At 60.6% G+C, this 19,727-nt stretch carries 14 protein-coding genes and 1 tRNA gene; 10 read left to right on the top strand and 5 right to left on the bottom strand.

Annotated features, from left to right (window positions below; genetic code table 11):
* Positions 1-122: 122 nt before the first annotated feature.
* Both HXX25_RS13090 and HXX25_RS13085 read left to right on the top strand, forming a co-directional pair.
* Positions 123-941, top strand: coding sequence for a ferredoxin--NADP reductase (locus HXX25_RS13090; RefSeq protein WP_187166334.1), 819 nt, complete (start codon positions 123-125; stop codon positions 939-941).
* Between the two features lie 6 nt (positions 942-947).
* Positions 948-2,762 carry an ABC-F family ATP-binding cassette domain-containing protein gene (locus tag HXX25_RS13085; RefSeq protein ID WP_187166333.1) on the top strand — a complete coding sequence of 605 codons (1,815 nt, stop codon included), beginning with the start codon at positions 948-950 and terminating at the stop codon, positions 2,760-2,762.
* A 7-nt stretch (positions 2,763-2,769) separates the two neighbouring features.
* On the opposite strand, the gene HXX25_RS13080 is transcribed toward HXX25_RS13085, so the two are convergent.
* Positions 2,770-2,845: transfer RNA gene (locus HXX25_RS13080), tRNA-His, on the bottom strand.
* 127 nt (positions 2,846-2,972) lie between these two features.
* Here HXX25_RS13080 and hisS point away from each other — a divergent pair.
* The gene (hisS, locus tag HXX25_RS13075) at positions 2,973-4,316 is read left to right on the top strand and encodes a histidine--tRNA ligase (protein WP_187166332.1); all 1,344 of its coding nucleotides are present in this window, start codon (positions 2,973-2,975) and stop codon (positions 4,314-4,316) included.
* Positions 4,316-5,185: a Rossmann-like and DUF2520 domain-containing protein gene (locus tag HXX25_RS13070; protein WP_187166331.1), complete on the top strand. Its 870-nt coding sequence runs from the start codon at positions 4,316-4,318 to the stop codon at positions 5,183-5,185. The genes hisS and HXX25_RS13070 overlap by 1 nt, the downstream gene beginning before the upstream one ends.
* A 183-nt stretch (positions 5,186-5,368) precedes the next feature.
* On the opposite strand, the gene ileS is transcribed toward HXX25_RS13070, so the two are convergent.
* Together ileS and HXX25_RS13060 are read right to left on the bottom strand one after the other, a co-directional pair.
* Positions 5,369-8,575, bottom strand: coding sequence for an isoleucine--tRNA ligase (gene ileS, locus HXX25_RS13065; protein ID WP_187166330.1), 3,207 nt, complete (start codon positions 8,573-8,575; stop codon positions 5,369-5,371).
* Between the two features lie 116 nt (positions 8,576-8,691).
* The gene (locus tag HXX25_RS13060; RefSeq protein ID WP_187166329.1) at positions 8,692-10,209 is read right to left on the bottom strand and encodes a leucyl aminopeptidase; all 1,518 of its coding nucleotides are present in this window, start codon (positions 10,207-10,209) and stop codon (positions 8,692-8,694) included.
* A 91-nt stretch (positions 10,210-10,300) separates the two neighbouring features.
* Here HXX25_RS13060 and HXX25_RS13055 point away from each other — a divergent pair, with 91 nt between their 5' ends.
* The gene (locus tag HXX25_RS13055; RefSeq protein ID WP_187166328.1) at positions 10,301-11,227 is read left to right on the top strand and encodes an alpha/beta hydrolase; all 927 of its coding nucleotides are present in this window, start codon (positions 10,301-10,303) and stop codon (positions 11,225-11,227) included.
* A gap of 71 nt (positions 11,228-11,298) precedes the next feature.
* Positions 11,299-12,912, top strand: coding sequence for a peptide ABC transporter substrate-binding protein (locus HXX25_RS13050; protein WP_187166327.1), 1,614 nt, complete (start codon positions 11,299-11,301; stop codon positions 12,910-12,912).
* 10 nt (positions 12,913-12,922) lie between these two features.
* Here HXX25_RS13050 and HXX25_RS13045 read toward each other — a convergent pair whose 3' ends face one another.
* The gene (locus tag HXX25_RS13045) at positions 12,923-14,179 is read right to left on the bottom strand and encodes a cytochrome P450 (RefSeq protein ID WP_187166326.1); all 1,257 of its coding nucleotides are present in this window, start codon (positions 14,177-14,179) and stop codon (positions 12,923-12,925) included.
* Between the two features lie 195 nt (positions 14,180-14,374).
* Here HXX25_RS13045 and HXX25_RS13040 point away from each other — a divergent pair, with 195 nt between their 5' ends.
* From HXX25_RS13040 to HXX25_RS13030, 3 genes are all read left to right on the top strand, one after another.
* A complete protein-coding gene (locus HXX25_RS13040; protein WP_187166325.1) occupies positions 14,375-14,899 on the top strand; it encodes a hypothetical protein in 525 nt (174 codons plus the stop codon).
* 182 nt (positions 14,900-15,081) lie between these two features.
* Positions 15,082-15,597: a curlin-associated protein gene (locus tag HXX25_RS13035; protein WP_187166324.1), complete on the top strand. Its 516-nt coding sequence runs from the start codon at positions 15,082-15,084 to the stop codon at positions 15,595-15,597.
* 157 nt (positions 15,598-15,754) lie between these two features.
* Positions 15,755-16,051: a hypothetical protein gene (locus tag HXX25_RS13030; RefSeq protein ID WP_187166323.1), complete on the top strand. Its 297-nt coding sequence runs from the start codon at positions 15,755-15,757 to the stop codon at positions 16,049-16,051.
* Positions 16,052-16,112: 61 nt separating this feature from the next.
* Here the strand turns inward: HXX25_RS13030 and HXX25_RS13025 are convergent, their stop codons facing one another.
* Complete coding sequence (locus tag HXX25_RS13025; RefSeq protein WP_187166322.1) at positions 16,113-17,195, bottom strand: DUF2855 family protein; 1,083 nt, start codon at positions 17,193-17,195, stop codon at positions 16,113-16,115.
* Between the two features lie 254 nt (positions 17,196-17,449).
* On the opposite strand from HXX25_RS13025, the gene HXX25_RS13020 reads away from it, so the two are divergent.
* Positions 17,450-19,702 carry a DEAD/DEAH box helicase gene (locus HXX25_RS13020; protein WP_187166321.1) on the top strand — a complete coding sequence of 751 codons (2,253 nt, stop codon included), beginning with the start codon at positions 17,450-17,452 and terminating at the stop codon, positions 19,700-19,702.
* The last annotated feature ends 25 nt before the right edge of the window (positions 19,703-19,727 follow it).

Genomic DNA, 19,727 nt, shown 5'->3' with positions numbered 1-19,727 from the left:
AAGAAGAGTCAATGAGAGTCGTGAGTCGGCGGGTCTGAAGCTGTGACAGCGCGTCCCCGTGCAATTGGCGGCAAGGCGGGCTAAGAGACCGGCACGTTCAACCGAGCCGCCGGATCGCCGCCATGTTCGACAATATCCTGACCGATGATTATACGCCGCCGAAGACCTGCACGGTCGAGCGGGTGACGGCCGTCAAACACTGGACAGATACGCTGTTTTCCTTCCGGATCACGCGCCCGGCCGCCTTCCGCTTCCGGGCCGGCGAATTCATCATGATCGGCCTGATGATTGACGGAAAGCCGGTCCTGCGCGCCTATTCCATCTGCAGCCCGACCTGGGATGAAGAGCTGGAATTCTATTCCATCAAGGCGCCGGGCGGAAAGCTGACGACCGAACTCCAGCATATCGAGGTCGGCGATGGCGTCCTTCTGGGCAAGAAACCGACCGGCACGCTGGTTCATGATGCGCTGGTACCAGGTGATCATCTCTATCTGTTCTCGACCGGAACCGGCATTGCACCTTTTGCCAGCATCATCCGCGAGCCGGAAACCTATGAGAAATTCAAGGAAGTCATCCTGACCCATACCTGCCGGACGGGTGCCGAGCTGGAATACGGCAAGCAGCTGGTCGAGGATATCCGCAAGGATCCTCTGGTGGGCGAACTGGTGGGGGACCGCCTGATCCACTTCACCTCGACCACGCGGGATGAAACACAGGATCAGCGCGGCCGCATTACCGATCTCATCCATAATGGCGAGCTGGCCTCTGTCATCGGACGCCCCGCCCTGGATCCCGCCACTGACCGGGTGATGATTTGTGGCTCCGACGCCATGCTGCGCGACCTCAAGCAGATCATGCTGGACAAGGGATTTACCGAGGGCTCGAACGCGGCGCCGGCGCAGTTCGTGATCGAGAAAGCCTTCGCTGGAGAAGGCGTCTAGCCCGGCATGGCCAATCCGCCACTCCTGACCCTGCAAAATACCTCGCTGACCTTCGGGGTCACGCCGCTTCTGCGCGAGGCCAATCTGACTGTGGCAGAGGGCGACCGCATCTGTCTGGTCGGGCGCAATGGTTCGGGCAAATCAACCTTCCTGAAAATCGCAGCCGGTCTGGTCGAGGCCGATAGCGGAGACCGCTTCCTGCATCCGGGCGCGACCGTACGTTATCTGGAACAGGATCCGGACCTGAGCAGCTGGCCGACCGTGCTGGATTATGTCCGGGCCGGGCTGACACCAGGCGATGATGAACACCGGGCGCTTTACTATCTTAACTCGCTGGGTCTGACCGGCGACGAAACCACGGCTACCCTCTCGGGCGGCGAGCGTCGCCGGGCCGCCCTCGCCCGCGCCCTGGCCCCGGCCCCGGACCTCTTGCTTCTCGACGAACCGACCAACCATCTCGATCTGCCAGCAATTGAATGGCTGGAAGGCGAGCTGAAGTCCGGCAACTCCGCCTTCGTCCTGATCAGTCACGACCGGCGTTTCCTGTCCAATCTGTCGCGCAAGACCGTCTGGCTGGACCGGGGCGCAACACAGGAATTGAACAAGGGGTTTGCTGCCTTCGAGGACTGGCGCGACGACCTGCTCGAGAAAGAAGCCGCGGAACAACACAAGCTTTCCCGCGAGATTGCCCGCGAGGAACACTGGGTGCGATATGGCGTGACCGCCCGCCGCAAGCGCAATGTCCGCCGCATGCGCGAGCTCGGCGACCTCAAGGACAAGCGCCGCAATTACGAGAAAAGTGTCGGCCTCGCCAATATCGAGCAGACCGATGCCGGCAAGTCCGGAAAGCGAGTGGTCGAGGCGAAGGGGCTGAACAAAAGCTGGGGCGAGACGCCGATTGTCAGGGACTTCTCGATCCAGATTGATCGTGGCGAGCGCATTGGTCTGCTCGGCCCCAATGGCGCGGGGAAAACCACGCTGCTCAATCTGCTGATCGGCAAGATCGAACCCGATAGTGGCGAGATTCGGCTCGGCACCAATCTGGAAATCGCCACGCTGGACCAGCACCGCGCCGTGCTCGATCCGGAATGGTCGGTGAAAGACGCTCTCTCGCCCGGCGGCGACATGATCGAGGTCGGCGGCCAGACCAAACATGTCATGGCCTATATGAAGGACTTCCTGTTCCGCCCGGAACAGGCCCGGACGCCCGTTCGCACCCTCTCGGGCGGCGAGAAGGCCCGGCTCCTGCTGGCACGCTCGCTGGCGCGGCCCTCCAATCTGATGGTGCTGGATGAACCGACGAATGATCTCGATCTGGAGACACTGGATCTTCTGGAAGACTTCATCGCCAGTTATGACGGCACAGTGATCCTCATCACCCACGACCGGGATTTTCTTGACCGCATCGCCCAGCGCGTGGTCGCACCGGAAGGCAATGGCAAGTGGCAGATCTATGCCGGCGGCTATTCCGACATGATGGCTCAGCGCGGCGCGGATGTGGCGGCGCGCAAGGCGGCGAAGTCCACCTCTGCACCAAAATCCGGCACATCTTCCTCCGTTCCGAAAGCCGATAAGCGGAAAATGGCGAACAAGGACAAGTATGCGCTGGAGCGCCTGCCCGGCGAGATCGACAAACTGACCAACGCAATCGCAAAGCTGGAAGCCGAACTCGCCGCGCCGGACCTGTTCACCAAGAATCCGGACCGGTTTGCCGCTGCCTCGAAACAACTGGCGGCCGCGCAGGACGAGCTGGACGCCAAGGAAAACCAGTGGCTGGAGCTGGAAGCCCTGCGGGAAGAAATCGAAGCCGAAAACGGATAAGAGGAAATGGGGCGACTGACGGGGCTTGAACCCGCGACCGCTCGGATCACAACCGAGTGCTCTACCAGCTGAGCTACAGCCGCCACAAACCAAGGACGCGGGTTATAGAAGGCCTGTATGCCGCGTCAAGCATGCCAAGGAGTGGACAGACAGGCCCTTCCGAGGCTATCGCCGCCTTCATATGTATTACATGGGTAAGTGACGTCAAAAATGCAAAAGCGAAAAATTCTGAAACCCAAACCGATAAGCGGCTTTCCGGAATACACGCCCGAAATACGCCGGGCGGAGCTGCGCTGGATTGATACCATCCGCGAGACGTTCGAGCGCTATGGCTATGTGAATATCGAAACGCCGTCTGTAGAGGAGGTCGAGACCCTGGCTGCCAAGGGCGGGGACGTCGACAAGGAAATCTACGGGCTGCAACGCTTGAACGCGGAGGGAGAGGATAAGGGCGCGCGCCTCGCTCTGCACTTTGACCTGACCGTGCCAACGGCCCGCTATGTGGCCCAGCATTTCAATAAACTGACCTTCCCGTTCAAACGCTACCAGATCCAGCGGGTCTGGCGCGGCGAGCGCCCGCAAGAGGGGCGTTTCCGCGAATTCCTGCAATGCGATGTCGATGTCATCGATCAGGACGAGATTTCGCACGATTTCGACGCAGAGATTCCGCTGATCGCCCTGCACGCGCTGAACGCTGTGGGCGCCGGCCCTGTCCGCTTCATGCTGAACAACCGGAAAATCCTCGTCGGCTTCTATGAAGGGCTGGGCATTGAAAATGCCGGAGACGTCATCCGCGTCGTCGACAAGATCGACAAACTGCCGGCGGGCGAGATCGAACGCACCCTCGTAGAGGAGCTGGGCCTTCCAGCCGAAACCGCCAAAGCCTGTCTGGCTCTGGCGCAAATCCGCTCGACCGATAACGGTTTTGCCAAGGAGGCCCGCAAGCTAGGCGTCGAGAACGAGCTGTTTGAAGAAGGTCTGGCCGAACTCACGACGGTCATGGACCGATTAAATGCAGCGGATACCGGCGAGAGCGTGGTGGAAGCCAATCTCGCGATTGCACGCGGGCTCGATTACTATACCGGCGTTGTCTATGAAGTGCAGCTGATTGATTATCCCGAATATTCCACGATCTGCGCCGGGGGCCGCTATGCGGATCTGGTCGGCGCCTATATCAATCGCGACCTGCCGGGCGTGGGTATCTCCATCGGCCTGACGCGTCTTTTCGCCAAGCTAGTGAAAGAAGGCGTCATCACCGGCGAACGCGCCTCCCCGACAGATGTTCTGATCGCCCGGCCAGAACAAAGCGATGCCATCAAGTTAGACCAATTGGCCAATATGATGCGCCAACGCGGAATTAATGTTGAAGTTTTTCACCGTGAGGCAAGCTTAGATAAACAACGAAAATACGCCCTTAAAAAACGTATTCGTTACCTCTGGCTTCAATTTGGTCACGCAACTGCTGGTGAACACGAGGTTGAGGATATTGATGCTCGACTCGCACCTCAATTGGCTGACCCGGCGAGCTGGCTGCCCGCGCGGCTCAAGGGCTGATGAAACGCCTCGCCATCATCGGCCCCGGCAAGGTCGGGCGGACGCTGGCGAGACTGTTTTACGCGGCGCAGGTCTTCGAGATCGGCGCCGTCATTACGCGACGCGACGAGACCGCGCAGGGCGCCGCCGCCTTTATCGGTGCAGGCCAGGCGAATGGCGATCCGGCAGACGCCGATATCATTCTGGTCCCGGTTCCTGACCCGGAGCTTGAAAGCGCGCTGGCGCGTCTTGCCCTGTGTGATCTCAAGCCCGGGACGATCATCGCCCATACCTCCGGTGCGCGCGGGCTTGAGGCTTTTTCATCTCTGGCGGGTCTGCCGGTCCGTTGTGTCTGCGCCCATCCGGTCAAGGCGTTCGCTGACCCGGACCGGTCGGTGGCGACATTTGCCGGAACAATGGTGACGCTGGACGGCGAGGCGTCTGCGCGGACCGAACTCGCCGCTGCCTTCCAGGCGATCGGCGCGCAAACGCTGTCTTTGCCCGAAGATGTCGACCGGACGCTCTATCACACGGCGATTGTTTTCATGGCCAACCATCTGCCGACACTCATCCATGCCGGGCTGGAGACATTTGTGCACGCCCGGATTTCCCGCGCGGATGGCCTCGCCATCACCGGTCCGATTCTGCGTGACACGCTGGAGGCCGTGCTGGAGCGCGGCCCGGCGGCAGCCCTGACCGGGCCTGTCGCGCGCGGCGATGCAGAGACGGTGTCGCGGCATCTGGAAAAACTGGCGGCCGCGGACGCGGACCTTGCCGCGCTCTATGCCGCGCTCGCCCGCGCGACGGCAGACCTGTCAGCCGAGAAAGGCGAAGCGTCGGTTGAAGGGCTGCTGGCGATACAGGAAATGACGAGGGCGTCTGGCTCATAACATTCCCGCGGTCCCCGGACTTGATCCGGGGATCCATCCAGTTCTTTAGAGATGGACCCTCGGCTTCCCCGATCAGGGTAGAGGACAGGCGAGCCCGAGGGACCCGGTTTTTGTGTTGGGTGTTTGTGCGTGCTTCGGCCTCCCCTGTTTACAGGGGAGGCGTCTGCGTGACCGGACGAGGTGTTAACCGGCCTTCTGCACCGACACCTTCACGACGTGGCCCGTCAGCTTGGCTTCGGTGAAAAAGGGTTGATTTCCCCCAGCCCCCCCTGTGCCCGGCGACATCTGAAACCCCATAAAGCCATCGGGTAGTTGTGGCGGCGTGGCCGGATTTGCGTGAATTCTCGGTAACAATTCGACCGCCAGCGTTTCCGACTTGATCATCTCGCCATGCGTGGTAATGGCGGCGGCAAGCACCTCATCGCCCTCGACGCCCAGAACAATCCGGTCGGAGACATCGAGATCGGCTTCCTTGCGTGCGGTTTGGACCGCACGGATGAGGTCGCGGGCGAGGCCTTCGCTTTCCTGATCAGCATCGACTGACACATCGAGCACGGCCGCGCCAATCTTGTCGAAGGGTTCGGCGGCGGTGCCTTCGGCGCTTTCAAGGCGCATTTCGAAATCGCCTTCGCCCAGCGTCTCGCCGGCGACGACAGCGGTGCCGTCATCATTGAGCGTAAACTCACCCTGACGCGAGGCCATCATGACGTCTTTCATTTTCGCGCCAAGGCGGCGGCCGATGACCGGATTTACTTTCATCTGAAGCTCGCCGTAGTTTGCGAGGTCCTCGGCAAAAATCACGTCGCGGACATTTACCTCATCGGCAATCAGGCCGGCATAGGGCTGAAGGCTCATGGCTTCCGGGTGCGCCACCACCAGCGATTTGAGCGGCAGGCGGACGCGCAGACGGAAGCGTTCGCGCACGGCCAGGGTGGCTGAACAGGCTTCGCGCACGCGATCCATCGCCGCGACCATGTCATGGTCTTGCGGGAAGAGGTCGGCGGTCGGCCATTCCGTCAGGTGAACGGAGCGCTCGCCTGTTAGGCTCTTGTAGAGCTTCTCGGCGACGATCGGCATCAACGGCGCGACGATTTGCGAAACCCGCACCAGCACGGTGTAAAGCGTATCAAACGCTGCGGCCTGAGCCTGCGCATCCTCGCTGCCCCAGAAACGGGCGCGGGAGCGGCGGATATACCAGTTTGTCAGCGCATCCATGAAAGCCTTGGTTTCGCGGCAAGCGCCCGGCACGTCATAGGCATCGAGACGCTCGGCCACGACCGCGGCCAGCTCGCCCGTCTTGGTGAGGATGTATTTGTCCAGCGCATCGTCGGCTTTGGTGACGAGCTGCGGGGTGCGTGTCTCCAGATTCGCATAGAGCGAGAAGAAGGCATAGGCGTTCAAGAGCGGCGAGATCGCCTCGCGCTGAACGGCGGCGACTTCGCGGCCTTCCTTCGGCACCAGAAGATCGCCACCGGTCAGAACCGGTGAAGAGATCAGGAACCAGCGCATCACATCCGAGCCGTAATCGTCGAAGAATTCGAGCGGGTCGGGATAATTGCGCAGGCGTTTGGACAGTTTCTGACGGTTTTCGTCCAGAACAACGCCGTGGCAGATGGCCGATTTGAAGGGCGGGCTATCGAACAGCATCGTGCCCAGCACCATCAGCGTGTAGAACCAGCCGCGCGTCTGGGCGACATATTCCACAATGAAATCCGCCGGGAAATTGGTCTCGAACCAGTCCTTGTTCTCGAACGGATAATGCACGGCGGCATACGGCATCGAGCCGGATTCAAACCAGCAATCGAAGACATCCTCGACGCGGCGCATCATGGATTTGCCGGACGGGTCATCCGGATTCGGACGGACCAGATCATCGACATAGGGCCGGTGAAGGTCGGTCACTTCGGTGCCGAAATCGGCCTGCAATTCCGCGATCGAGCCATAGACATCGACCCTCGGATAATTCGGATTGTCCGACACCCAGACCGGGATCGGCGTGCCCCAGAAACGCGAACGGGAGATATTCCAGTCCTGCGCATTGGCGAGCCAGTTGCCGAACAGGCCGTCCTTCACATGTGACGGTGTCCAGTCGATCTGCTGGTTCAGTTCGACCATGCGCTCGCGGAATTTCGAGACTTCCAGATACCAGGACTCGACGGCCTTGTAGATGAGCGGTTCGTCCGTGCGCCAGCAATGCGGATAATTGTGATCGATCGTGTCATGGCGGATGAGCTTGCCCTCATCCTTCAGGCGCTGGGTGATCGGCTTGTTGGCATCAAACACCAGCATGCCTTCATAATCTGGGATGGCGCTCGTGTATTTGCCGGTATGATCGACCGGCACGACGACGCCGATGCCGGCCTCCTTGCAGGCGCGCAAATCGTCTTCGCCAAAACCCGGTGCCATGTGCACGATCGCCGTGCCGTCCTCATCGACGACGAAATCGCCCGACAGCACCTGGAAGGCGTTTTCCTGGGTGATGAAATAATCAAAGGGCGGCGTATAATGCAGGCCTTTCAGCTCAGTGCCTTTGACCTCGCCCAGCTTTTCATAGCCTTCCAGCTCTTTCTTGTATTTCTCCAGACCATTGGCCGACAGGACAAGCTTGTCGGTGCCATTGCCCATCACCGCATAGGTGATGTCCTCGCCAACCGCGATAGCGAGGTTGGACGGCAGGGTCCAAGGTGTCGTCGTCCAGATCAGGACGCGCGCGTCTGCAAGCAGGCCGGTGCCATCAGTCAGCGGGAAGGCGGCCGTGACCGCCGGGTCGGTGCGCATGCGATAGGAATTGTCCAGCCGGGTTTCGAAGTTCGACAGCGGTGATTCCACCGCCCAGCTATAGGGAACGACGCGATAATCCTTGTAGACCAGACCCTTGTCGTAAAGCTGCTTGAACGCCCAGATGCAGCTCTCCATGAAGGAGACGTCCAGCGTCTTGTAGTCATTCTCCATGTCGACCCAGCGCGCGGACCGGCGGATATATTCCTCCCAGTCCTCGGTATAGCGCAGGACCGCCGTGCGGCAGGCATCGTTGAACTTGTCGATACCGAGATCGAGCACCGCCTTGCGGCCGGAGACGCCGATTTCCTTTTCAGCGGCCAGTTCGGCCGGCAGACCATGGGTATCCCAGCCAAAGCGACGCTCGACGCGCTTGCCCTTCATCGTCTGATAGCGCGGGATCACATCCTTCACGAAACCGGTGAGCAAATGGCCATAGTGCGGCAGACCGTTGGCGAAGGGCGGTCCGTCATAAAAGACAAACTGGTCATGTTCGGGCCGCTCGGACACCGACGCTTCGAATGTCCTGTCCTGATCCCAGAATCCCAGAATTTCCGTATCGATCGCCGGCAGGGACAGGGGCGATGGAAGCGAGGGAAATTTCTGTGTCATTGTGAATACCGTTGGGTAAGGGCTGAAGCGGGCTTGATTCCACTCTTTGCAGACGAGAACAAGCCGCGCTGCTGTACAGCGCGGCTTGCCGATTTAGAAAGTTTTGGCAGCGAATACTAGTCGCGGGCCTCTTCCTGACGGGCAATGGCATCAAACAGACGAACGCCCCATCCAACGCCGCCCTCGGGTGTGGTCGGTGTCGAGGAAAATGCCCAGCCGACACTTGCCATGTCGATATGGGCCCATCGTGTTGTTTCATCCACGAATGTTCCGATGACCTGTGCGCCGATACCGGCCCCGGCGCCATCGCCGCCTGTATTGCGGATATCCGCGACCGGCGACCGGATATCCTCGGCATAGGAGGGATGCAACGGCAAGCGCCAGAGCCCCTCACCCACGGATTCACCTGCCTCAAGGACTTGCTGCGCCACATCATCATGGCGCGAGAACAGGCCGGCATATTCCTGACCCAGCGCCACCCGCACGGAGCCGGTCAGTGTGGCGATGTCAATCATCAGGGACGGACTGTACTGATCCTGGGTGTAGCGAACCGCGTCCGCAAGGATCAGACGGCCTTCAGCATCGGTGGAGAATATCTCGATGGTCTGGCCCGAGATGGTTGTGACGATATCGCCGGGCCGCTGGGCCGTGCCCGAGGGCATGTTTTCGACCAGCGGCGCGACGGCGATGGCGTTGACGCCAGCATCGCGGCGCGCCAATGCGAGCACGGCGGCCACCGAGGCTGACGCTCCGGCGAGATCGTATTTCATACGCCACATGCCGTCATTGCCCTTTATCGAGATGCCGCCCGTATCGAATGTGACGCCCTTGCCGACAAAAGCGATCGGCGCAGTGCCGCTTTCACCTCCGGTATATTCGACGATCAACAGACGGGGTGGCCGTGCAGATCCTTGCCCAACGCCGAGAATGGCGCCCATTCCCAGCGCCTCCATCGCGGCAACATCGAGCACGCGGATGTTGACATTGCGCTCGCCGGCAAAGGCTGCTCGAGTGCGTTCGACGAATACTTCCGGATAGACTTCATTTCCCGGTGCGTTGATCATGTCCCGGGCGAAGGCGGTCGCCTCGATAATTGGCGCATGACTGGCGTCGAAGGCCGCCCTCATGCCGTCAGGGTCGGCGACATGAAAATTCAATACCGGCTCATAGTCCGGGGCATCCGACAGATAGCGGTCGAACCGGTATCCGCCGAGCCCCGCCCCGAGTGCGATGCTGAGGGCCACCGGTTCGCCCATTGTATTCGGCCAGAGCACTGACAGGGCGGTTTCCTCGCTGCGAGAGAGATTGATGAGTTCTCCGCCGAGGGTCTCGGCGGCGGCCCGGTCGAGACCGTTCGTGCCAACAGCAATAATCCGGTCGAACGGGCCGACCGCATAGAGCGTTGTCATGGTCCCGGCTTCGCCGTTAAAATCCGCGGCCGAAAGGGCCCGAGACATGTAGGCGGCATCATCCGGCGTTAGTGCCGATTCCGGAATGTCCAAATCACTGCCAACCGGAATCACGAGGATTCCGGCCTCGGGCAAATCGGCGGACTGAAATACAATATCCGCAGCCTGACTGGCGGCGCCGAGCGAAAGAGATGCGGCAAAACCCGCGATCAAGCGAACAAGCATGTGAACCTCCCCAAAGTCTTTGTTGTGAAGGAAGTTAGGAGCAGCCTAAAGTCCGGCAAGTGACAAATCCGAAAGAAAGCAGGCAGAGGCCATGAATTTCGAGACCATTCCACCACGCTTTGGCCTGAAAATCCGTACCGCTCTCGGTCGCCGCATGGCGCGCCGGGCCTCGCAGGGGTTGAGCCCGGAGGTCGACATGGAGGTGGGCCGCAAGATCATGGCTTCTGCCGGGAAGCGTATTCCGATGGACAGGTCCGTGGTCTATGCCGATGTCCAACTGGCCGGTCTGCGCACACTTGTCTTCGGGCCCAAAGCGCCGCGAGACGGACAGCTGCTCTATCTGCATGGCGGCGGCTATTGCCGGGGGTCCGCCTTCAGCCACCGCCCCTTCATCTCGCGGCTGGCCGCGGCGTTGAACATGAAAACCCGCGCCCCGGATTACCGTCTCGCCCCCGAACATCCCTGCCCCGCGGCGGTCGATGATTGCCTCGCCGCCTATCGCGACATGCGCAAGGGCATGGACGGCCCGGTCGTTGTGGCGGGAGATTCGGCGGGCGGCGGGCTCGCCCTGGCCCTGACACAGCGCCTGAAGGCATTGGGCGAGGCTCTGCCGGATGCGCTCATTCTCTATTCGCCCTGGTGTGATCTGACCGTCAGCGGCGCGAATGCCTTTACCAATAATGCCGTCGATCCGCTGTTGCAGGCGGAATGGCTGCAGGAAGCGGCACCGCTTTATGGCGGCGATATGGATTTGGCAGACCCGCGCGTCTCACCGCTGTTTGGCGATTTTGACGGCTTCCCTCCGACCCTGATCCAGACCGGGTCGGATGAAGTCCTGCTGGATGACACAACACGGCTGTTTGACCGCCTCGATGCCGCGAATGTTGACGTCGCCTGCGAGGTATGGTCCGGGCTGTGGCATGTCTTCCCGATTTTCCAGCCGCTGGTGCCGGAAGGCCGGACGGCCAATCGCCGGGCCCGCAAATGGCTGGATGGGGTTTTGGCAAGCGCGACTTAATTGTTCACCCGAGCGGCTTTCGCTTGACCCCACCCGTCATCCTGATCAGGGTGATGGAGGGGGATCAAATCATGTCAAGAATGCTTGGGCTTACGAGCGCATTTGCCGCGGCCTTTCTGGTCGCATGCAGTGGCGGCACAGACGACACCCGCACACTCCATCGCGGTAATGACGGCGAACCGCTGACGCTGGACCCGCAAAAGACGGTTCTGAATATCGAATTTGCGATCATCATGGACATGTTTTCCGGTCTCTATGTCGCGGATGAAATTGGCGACACCATACCCGGACTGGTGACGCACGCCGAGACTTCGGACGACGGGCTGACCTGGCGATTTACGCTGCGCGAAAGCCGGTGGTCAGACGGGGCTCCGGTGACGGCCCATGATGTAGCTGCCGGAATGCAGCGGGCGGCGGCGCCAGCGACACTCAATGAAAACAGCTCCAAATACTTTGTTTTCGAGAACGGTACGGAGGTCATTTCCGGTTCTCTGCCGCCGGAAGCGCTCGGTGTTGAAGCGCTGGATGATCAGACTCTGGAAATACGACTGGCCTATCCGATGCCACATCTGGAGGATTTTCTTGTCAATAACAGTTACCCGCTGCCCCGCCATGTTTACAACATTCATGGCGATGCCTGGATTCAACCCGAAAATATCGTCACGAATGGACCCTATATTCTGTCGCAGTGGCGAACGAACAATTTCATCGAATTGACAGCTAATCCGGAATTCTTCGAGGCCAACCAGGTCTGTTTTGATACCGTCTATTATTATCCTGTGTCCGACCGCGTCACTGGCGAACGCATGGTCCGGACACGGGAGCTCGACCTTCATACCGACATCGAGGGGTCGAACATCACCATGCTGCGTCAGCAGCACGGCGATCTGGTTCGCGAATCCGCCAGCTATACGGCCGAGGACATTCTTTTCAACACGGCAGCTGGCCCGTTTACGGATGTACGCGTGCGGCAGGCCTTTTCGATGGCGATTGACCGGCGCTTTATCGCCAATGAAGTGCTGAATGGTGCCTCCAATCCGAGTTTCCGGATGATTTCGGAAGCGGTGCCGAATGCGGCGCCGGGCTTGCGATTGTCCTATGCCGACGATGACATGGAAACGCGGCGGGAACGTGCCAGAACGCTGCTGATCGAGGCCGGATACGGGCCCGAAAACCCGCTGGACGTGGTCTATCAGCACACGCCGTCCCAACAGCGGATCGCGCCCGTGCTTCAGCAGGACTGGGCCTTGATCGCGCCATGGGTCTCTGTCGATATCAGTGTGGGCGATGCGCAATTTCACTATGCCGCCATGCGGGCCGGTGACTTCACCTTCGGCAATAATGGCTGGACGCCGGAATATGGCGATCCCTATGCCTCGCTTCTGATGTGGGAGGGCCGGGCCGGAGAGATCAATTACAGCCGCTGGACGCATCCGGACTATGACGCCCTGATCGAGGCCGGGCTGTCCACAGGCGACGCCGCCGAAAGGCAACGCCTGTTTGGCGCAGCAGAAGAAATCCTCCTGGAAGAAGTGCCGCATGCGCCTTTGACCGTGCCCGTCAATTTTGACCTGGTGCGACCGGATATTACCGGCTGGAACGCTAATCCGGGGCGTCAGAACCGTTCCCGCTGGCTGTGCCGAGAGGGATTGGAACCCATTGGCCAAACAGCCGATTGGCGTTGATGCTCCGGCGCTATTCCAGCTCCATCTTCACCGGCAGATGCTTGATGCCGCCGACAAAGTGCGAATGATTGAATTCCGGCTCGCCGGTCAGCTCTATGGATTTTACGCGGCCTGCCAGCTGTTTGAGGAAGGCGGCATTTTCCTGCCGGGCCAGATGCATGCCGAGACAGATATGCGCGCCATGCCCGAATGAAGCGTGGCGGGTCGACATGTCCCGATGCGGATTAAACGTGTCCGGATCATCAAAAACGGCTTCATCACGGCTGCCGGACGGGAACCACAGCATCAGCGTATCGCCTTTATAGAATTGCTTGTCGCCGATCCTGATGTCTTCGGTTGCCGTTCGCAGGAAGTGACGCACCGGCGAAGCGAGACGAATGGACTCCTCCACAATCTTTTTCGACATCTCATCCGGATTGGCCTTCAGCTCGGCCAGCACGTCCGGGTTCTGCGCCAGATGCCAGATGGCTTCGGAAAGCGAGAAGCTCGTCGTATCATGCCCGGCTGTGGCGGTGATGATGTAATAGCCCAGCTGTTCAGCCTCGCCGATGGGTTCGCCATCGATTTCCGCATTGGCAATGACGCTGGCCAGATCGTCGCGGGGGCTGGCCTTGCGGTCCGCGGTGAGCGCCGTGAAATAGGCGTGAAACTCCAGGAAGGTGTTGATGATTCCGGCCGTCACCTCCTCCTGTGTTTTTCCGTCAGCCGAGACGTCAGGGTCTTCAGGCGAAAACAATTCCTGCGTCAGTTTCAGCATTTTCGGATAATCTTCTGACGGGATACCCATCGCCGCCATGATGACCCGCAAGGGGTATTCGAGTGCAATATCCTGAGCAAAATCGCAGACGCCCCCCGCAGCGGCCAGACGTTCCAGCGCGGTTTCCGCCGAGGCATCCATCGCGCCCTGCAGGCGGGCGAGATTCTTCGGCATGAACCAGCCTTGCGTAAGCATGCGCAAGGGCGGGTGTTCCGGCTTGTCGATGGAAACGAGGCTCTTGATGATGTGCACCGTGCCGCCGGTGAATTCCCTGAGCTTTTCCTCCCGCTCGGTCGGCATCAGCACCATGCGCGGCGCGACAATGAAGCTGTCGGAATGCTTCTCCACCTCGAAAATATCGGCATGGCGGGTGATGTGCCAGAGATCGACATAGCCCTCTTTCCGATTGAAGTAATATGGATCATTGGCGCGCAGATCCGCCAGAATATCGAGATTGGCGGCCCGGTCCCCCCATGACTTTGCCTGATATAACGGATCGATCTTGCCCAATTTTCACTCCCCCTGACGGCCTTTGCGACACCAGGAACAGTAAAGTAAACGCTGTTCATTTCCAGCCGGGCGACTGTCACTGACCGTGGTTGTGGCCGTCTGAATTGAAAGTGAACGCAAGCCTCACATCCCGGTCAGGCAGGAATAGGCATGTTGGCCATCGACTTGATCACGCCAACACGAAAGGAGCCTGTCATGTCACGCATTACAACGAAACTTCTGGTCTCCGCCGCTGCACTGGCCGCGATCACGGCCGGAACTGCCTCGGCCGCCAATTGCGCACTTGATGTGCGTCACTCTGGCGATGGCAGCGGATTTCTGACCGCCAGCGCTGCTGCAGACCGTCCCGGCCATTGGGAAATGACGGCCTATCAGATCACGCCGACGGGTTATCTCGACATGTCGCAATCCGGCCAGGTCCGCCCCAGCCGCTATATGTCTACCCTGTCGCGGAATTATCTGACGACGATGTATCGCGGTCCTGCGCGTTATGGACCGGAAGCCCCTCATGGCGTCCGCCCGCAGGATGAGCGTCTGAATGAAGGCGCCTATGGTGTCGATGTATCGGTCGCCGCAGAATTGCGGGTTTATGACAATGCCGGCCGCCTAGTCTGTCAGGATGGCATCAATCAGCAGGCCATGCCAGCGACACCGCAGCGCGGCCGGGCCTATCTGCCGCTCAATACACAGCGGCTGAACTTTTCGCGCTTCAACTACTAGCCCTCTCTCTCCTGAGGCACTCACGCCCGGCCACCGCGCCGGGCGTTTTCTTTTGTGGATCAACCCGGTAGCTGAATTGATCATGAATACGGCGCTCAGGATCGCCTCATACCGGTTCCTCTAGACAGGAGACATAGCCGGTCAAGCAATTCCGCACCGGCCCGTTTGACAGGAGACTTGAAATGAAACTTCGCACCTTGATCGCAGGCGCATTTGTCGCCGCTTCCGTTGTCAGCATGGCCGGCGCTGCTGATGCACAATCGCGCCGTAACGAGGTTCGCGTGAACCAGTATGGCGTTCAGAATGAAGTGGCCGGCCGTCAGTACGGCTCGCGCAACAGCGCCTCGCTTCGCCAGGACGGCTATCGCCAGCACATCCTGATCATGCAGGACGGCAGCCATAACGGCACGACCGTCGCCCAGCAAGGCAGCTATAATGACGCCTATGTCGATCAGTATGGCCGCCGCAACGATGCCGTCATTGGCCAGCAGGGCTACAATAACGGGGCCACTGCGGTTCAAACCGGGAATAACAATCTGTCCGGCATCTATCAGATGGGCTCGAACAATTCGGCCGTAACGGATCAGGCCGGCAACAATAATGCCGGTGCCATCATCCAGGTCGGCAATGGTAATAGTGGCGCGCTGCGTCAACGCGGCAGCGGTAATGTCACCCTGATCATCCAGGGCGATCACTAAGCCGACGACCCACTCCGAGCATTGCGCCCGCCCTCACCGGCGGGCGCTTTTGCTTTTGCGAGGCTCTCGCAAATGATTACGGAAGTTTCATGCGCCGGGGAATGGACACCGGACCTCACCGGGTTAGGTTCAAATACAAGTTTTTTCGGGGATCATCATGTTTCGTACCATTTCGCTTCTCGCGGTTCTGCCGCTTACACTTGCCGCCTGCACCACGATGACGGCTGAAGAACAGGCCGTCGTGCAAGAACAACGGGCGGAGGAAACCCGGACCGCCGAAGAGGGCGGACTGCGGTGCCGCACCATTCGCCAGACGGGATCCCGCCTCGGAAACCGCGTTTGCCGGACCGACGAGGAATGGGAACAAATGGAACGTGACGCCCAGGAAGGCCATGATGCTCTGGATCGCGGCAATGCGGCCGGTGCCGGACCGGACCGTGGTTTCGGCGGCTAGATCAGCCCGCATAAATGTTTGCATAAATGTTTGAAAGCCGCCGGTTATCCCGGCGGCTTTTTCATACCCGGATCGTGAGACCATCGCGCGCCATGGCGTCGCCAGAGATCAGGCCGTTATAGATTTCCAGACAAGCGTTCGCGCCGCTGAATTCGCGAAACTGAAGCCAGGCCCGGGCCGATCGGGCGAAGGCCATCCAGTCTTCGCCATAGGCGGCCATAAAGCCGCCAGACCCCAACGCCTCTCGCGCTTTTTCGAGATGGTCTGGCGCGAAAAAGAAATCCGGCTTTGGCCCGGGTAGATTCCTTGCCGGGGCACTTTGCTCCCAATGGGCCCCGCCCACGCGGATATTCGCCTTCAGCTGGTCGGCGAAGCGCGTGTGAAAATCGCGGTTCACCGATGCGTCTCCGGCGAAATCCACCATCACGGATGGCCGTGACGCCGGCATACGATCAATATCGGAATAGAGATGCACTTCATCATACAGGTTCAAACCGTCGACAAAATCGCGTGAACCGGCGGAGGTCAGCGCGCAAATCTTCACGCCGGCAACGGGAGAATCGCGCAGGCAACTCGCCATGCCGATCGCCGTTTTGCTGGACGCGCTGGTCAGATAAACGCGGCTGGCCCCGACGGCCTTTTCCTCCCGCAGATAGCGGGCCAGCAGCCAACCTGTCAGATAAAGCGGCTGGAGCACCATCTGTTCCGCTTCCATTTCCCGGTCATAGCTGGCATCGCCGCTGCACCGGACATAGCGATTATAGGCGGGCGGCAGATGCGCCCGGTGATCGCTGGCATCGACAAAACCGGCGCGTGAGACCTTTGCCGGCGAAACAATCAATTCCGAAGCTGCCGGGAAATATCCATAGATGCGCTCCCCGACCGGCAGGTCTGGACACCGGCTTTCGGACACTTCGGCAAATCCCCAGACCGGCAAACGGCCCTTCCCCTCGCCCGCCGCCGGAAAAAAGTCCCAATACCGCATGGCGTCACCGAATGCCGCATAGGTAATATTGTTCGCGGTCAGGGCAAAAACGTCGATGCCGAGCCGCGCCTCACCATCGGTCAGCTCCCGCGGGGGTACGTCCACCAGACCCGCGACCGGTATCGCCGCCTTCTCGATTTCCATTGCCCAGTTTTTCATCAGCGTCTCTCCCGGTCATTTCAGGCCGAAGCTAAGCCCATCAATCGGTTTGGCAAGCCTGCCGCGCCCGCACGGGCAATGTGTCTGTCCAGGCGACGACACCCTATCGCGTTTCGGATAGGAGTATGCTAGACGCGCCCGGCGCGGAAAAGCTTCGGTATGGGGTGACGCTTGATAAGCGCACTTTGATAACACACCGGAGCCTTGATCCAGAGCGGATCAAAGCCTTGCGCCCATTTGGAAAAATACCCGTCATGACCATGAATTCCCGTATCGCGCCGGCATTGGCGCGCGCTCTTGAAGGCAAGGGCTATACCAAAATGACCGAAGTCCAGGAGGCCGTCCTCACCGACGAGGCCGCTGGCGCCGACCTTCTTGTTTCCGCCCAGACCGGCTCCGGAAAAACCGTGGCGTTCGGCCTTGCCATTGCGCCGACCCTGCTTGGCGACGACGACCGGTTTGACCATGCCGCCGCCCCACTGGCCCTCGTGGTCGCGCCGACGCGCGAACTGGCACTTCAGGTTCAGCGTGAATTGCTCTGGCTCTATGGCGAAGCCGGTGCGCGCATCGTGTCCTGCGTGGGCGGGATGGATGCCCGCTCGGAACGCAAGGCGCTGGAACGCGGTTGCCACATTGTCGTTGGCACACCCGGCCGCTTGCGCGATCACATCGAACGCAAATCCCTGGACATGTCGTCCTTGCGCGCCGTGGTGCTCGACGAAGCCGATGAGATGCTCGATTTCGGCTTCCGCGAAGATCTGGAATTCATCCTCGAAGGCGCGCCGGACGACCGTCGCACTCTGCTCTTTTCCGCGACCGTGCCGAAATCCATCGCCGATATTGCGCGGCGCTATCAGACCAATGCCGTCCGGCTGTCGACGGTCAGCGAGCGCCAGCAGCACGCCGATATCGAATACCGCGCGCTGAGCGTGGCTCCGGCGGATCGCGAGAATGCCCTGATCAATGTGCTGCGCTTTTATGAAGCCGAACGCGCCATCGTTTTCTGCGCCACCCGCGAAGGTGTGAACCGCCTGTCTGCCCGACTTGGCAATCGCGGTTTTGCCGCCGTTGCGCTGTCCGGTGAGCTGTCCCAGAAAGAGCGCACCCATGCCCTGCAAGCCCTGCGCGATGGCCGCGCCCGGGTCTGCATTGCAACGGATGTCGCGGCGCGTGGTCTGGACCTGCCGGGGCTGGAGCTGGTGGTCCATTCCGATTTGCCAACCAATAGCGATGTATTGAAACACCGCTCCGGCCGGACAGGGCGGGCGGGCCAGCAAGGTGTCTGCGTCATGATTGTTCCGCAAAACCAGCGCGGCCGCATGAACCGCCTTCTGCGCGGCGCCCATATCGAAGCGGAATGGGGCGAAGCGCCCAGCCTGAACGATATCAAGGCAAAGGATCGCGAGCGGTTGCTGAACGATCCGAGCCTGCATCAGGATTATGATGAAGAGGCGCTGAGCGAGGCACGCGAATTGCTGGCCCTGCACAGCCCCGAGAAAATCGCGGCCGCTTTCCTCCACCGGATGCAATCCTCGACGCCGTCGGCCGAAGACCTGATGGTGATGCCTGCCGCCGGCGAACGCACCAAGACCGCCCGCCGCGAGCCCTTTGTGGGCGGTGCCTGGTTCAAACTGACGGCCGGACGCAATCAGCGCGCCGAACCGCGCTGGCTCCTGCCGATGATTTGCCGCATGGGCGATGTCACCCGCAACGAGGTCGGCGCCATCGAGATTGGCGATACTGAAACCCTGTTTGAAATTGCCGCCGATCATGCCGAGCGTTTCGCCGCGCATGTCAAAGCCTCCGGCGGGGCAGAAGGCTCGATCTACATTCATCCCGCCAATGCGCCGACCAACAAGCCGCAAAACCGGGTCCGCGAAGAACGCCCGAAGCGGAAATTCGAGCCCCGGACCGAGGCGCGACCCGAGGCAATGGACCGCCCGGCTCGCCCGGCAAAGCGGGCAGATGATGTCGAGCGCCCCGCCCGTCCGGCGGAACGGCCTGAACCCGTGGCGCGTCCCGCTCGCGCAGTTCGGCCGGAACGTACGGAACGCCCGGAGCGGGCGGAACGTCCGCAAGGCGCGCGCCCGGCAAAAGCACGCGATGACAAGCCTTTCCGCAAGCCGGGGGCTGAAGAGAAACGGGCCAGGCCCGCTTCACCGACCGCGCCGCGCTATAACCCCGATGATGGCCCGCCGCGCCGCCGCGACGAACAGGCCGAGGCCGGTCCGGCAGAGCAACGGCCCCGCAAGGCCTATGGCGCCAAGCCAAAATTCCGCGCGAATCCGGACAAGCCGAAACCACCTTTCGCCGGAAAAAGTCACTTCAGAAAAGCTGACAGCCCGGACGCGCGTCCGGCTGCGGGAAATGCCGCGCCCAAGCCAGGTGGCAGCCCGTCAAAATTCAAATCCAAGGGCAAGCCCAAACTACATCGCGCCAGCTATGATGACGGGCAACAATCCTTCAAACGGGTGAAACGCAAAGGCCCAAAACCCGGTCGCTCGTAGCGGCTCGGCAGACGCCGGCAAACGC

Origin of the sequence: Hyphobacterium sp. CCMP332 (genome assembly GCF_014323565.1) — a bacterium.
In the GTDB taxonomy this organism is placed as follows: Bacteria; Pseudomonadota; Alphaproteobacteria; order Caulobacterales; family Maricaulaceae; genus Hyphobacterium.
Note: the sequence above shows the minus strand (reverse complement) of the source record. Positions and strands in the feature narration are given on the sequence as shown.

Excerpts from the sequence above, each read along its gene's own strand:
- HXX25_RS13090 (WP_187166334.1), top strand. The coding sequence starts at position 123 with ATGTTCGACAATATCCTGACCGATGATTATACGCCGCCGAAGACCTGC.
- HXX25_RS13085 (WP_187166333.1), top strand. The coding sequence starts at position 948 with ATGGCCAATCCGCCACTCCTGACCCTGCAAAATACCTCGCTGACCTTC.
- hisS (WP_187166332.1), top strand. The coding sequence starts at position 2,973 with ATGCAAAAGCGAAAAATTCTGAAACCCAAACCGATAAGCGGCTTTCCG.
- HXX25_RS13070 (WP_187166331.1), top strand. The coding sequence starts at position 4,316 with ATGAAACGCCTCGCCATCATCGGCCCCGGCAAGGTCGGGCGGACGCTG.
- ileS (WP_187166330.1), bottom strand. The coding sequence starts at position 8,575 with ATGACACAGAAATTTCCCTCGCTTCCATCGCCCCTGTCCCTGCCGGCG.
- HXX25_RS13060 (WP_187166329.1), bottom strand. The coding sequence starts at position 10,209 with ATGCTTGTTCGCTTGATCGCGGGTTTTGCCGCATCTCTTTCGCTCGGC.
- HXX25_RS13055 (WP_187166328.1), top strand. The coding sequence starts at position 10,301 with ATGAATTTCGAGACCATTCCACCACGCTTTGGCCTGAAAATCCGTACC.
- HXX25_RS13050 (WP_187166327.1), top strand. The coding sequence starts at position 11,299 with ATGTCAAGAATGCTTGGGCTTACGAGCGCATTTGCCGCGGCCTTTCTG.
- HXX25_RS13040 (WP_187166325.1), top strand. The coding sequence starts at position 14,375 with ATGTCACGCATTACAACGAAACTTCTGGTCTCCGCCGCTGCACTGGCC.
- HXX25_RS13035 (WP_187166324.1), top strand. The coding sequence starts at position 15,082 with ATGAAACTTCGCACCTTGATCGCAGGCGCATTTGTCGCCGCTTCCGTT.
- HXX25_RS13030 (WP_187166323.1), top strand. The coding sequence starts at position 15,755 with ATGTTTCGTACCATTTCGCTTCTCGCGGTTCTGCCGCTTACACTTGCC.
- HXX25_RS13025 (WP_187166322.1), bottom strand. The coding sequence starts at position 17,195 with ATGAAAAACTGGGCAATGGAAATCGAGAAGGCGGCGATACCGGTCGCG.
- HXX25_RS13020 (WP_187166321.1), top strand. The coding sequence starts at position 17,450 with ATGACCATGAATTCCCGTATCGCGCCGGCATTGGCGCGCGCTCTTGAA.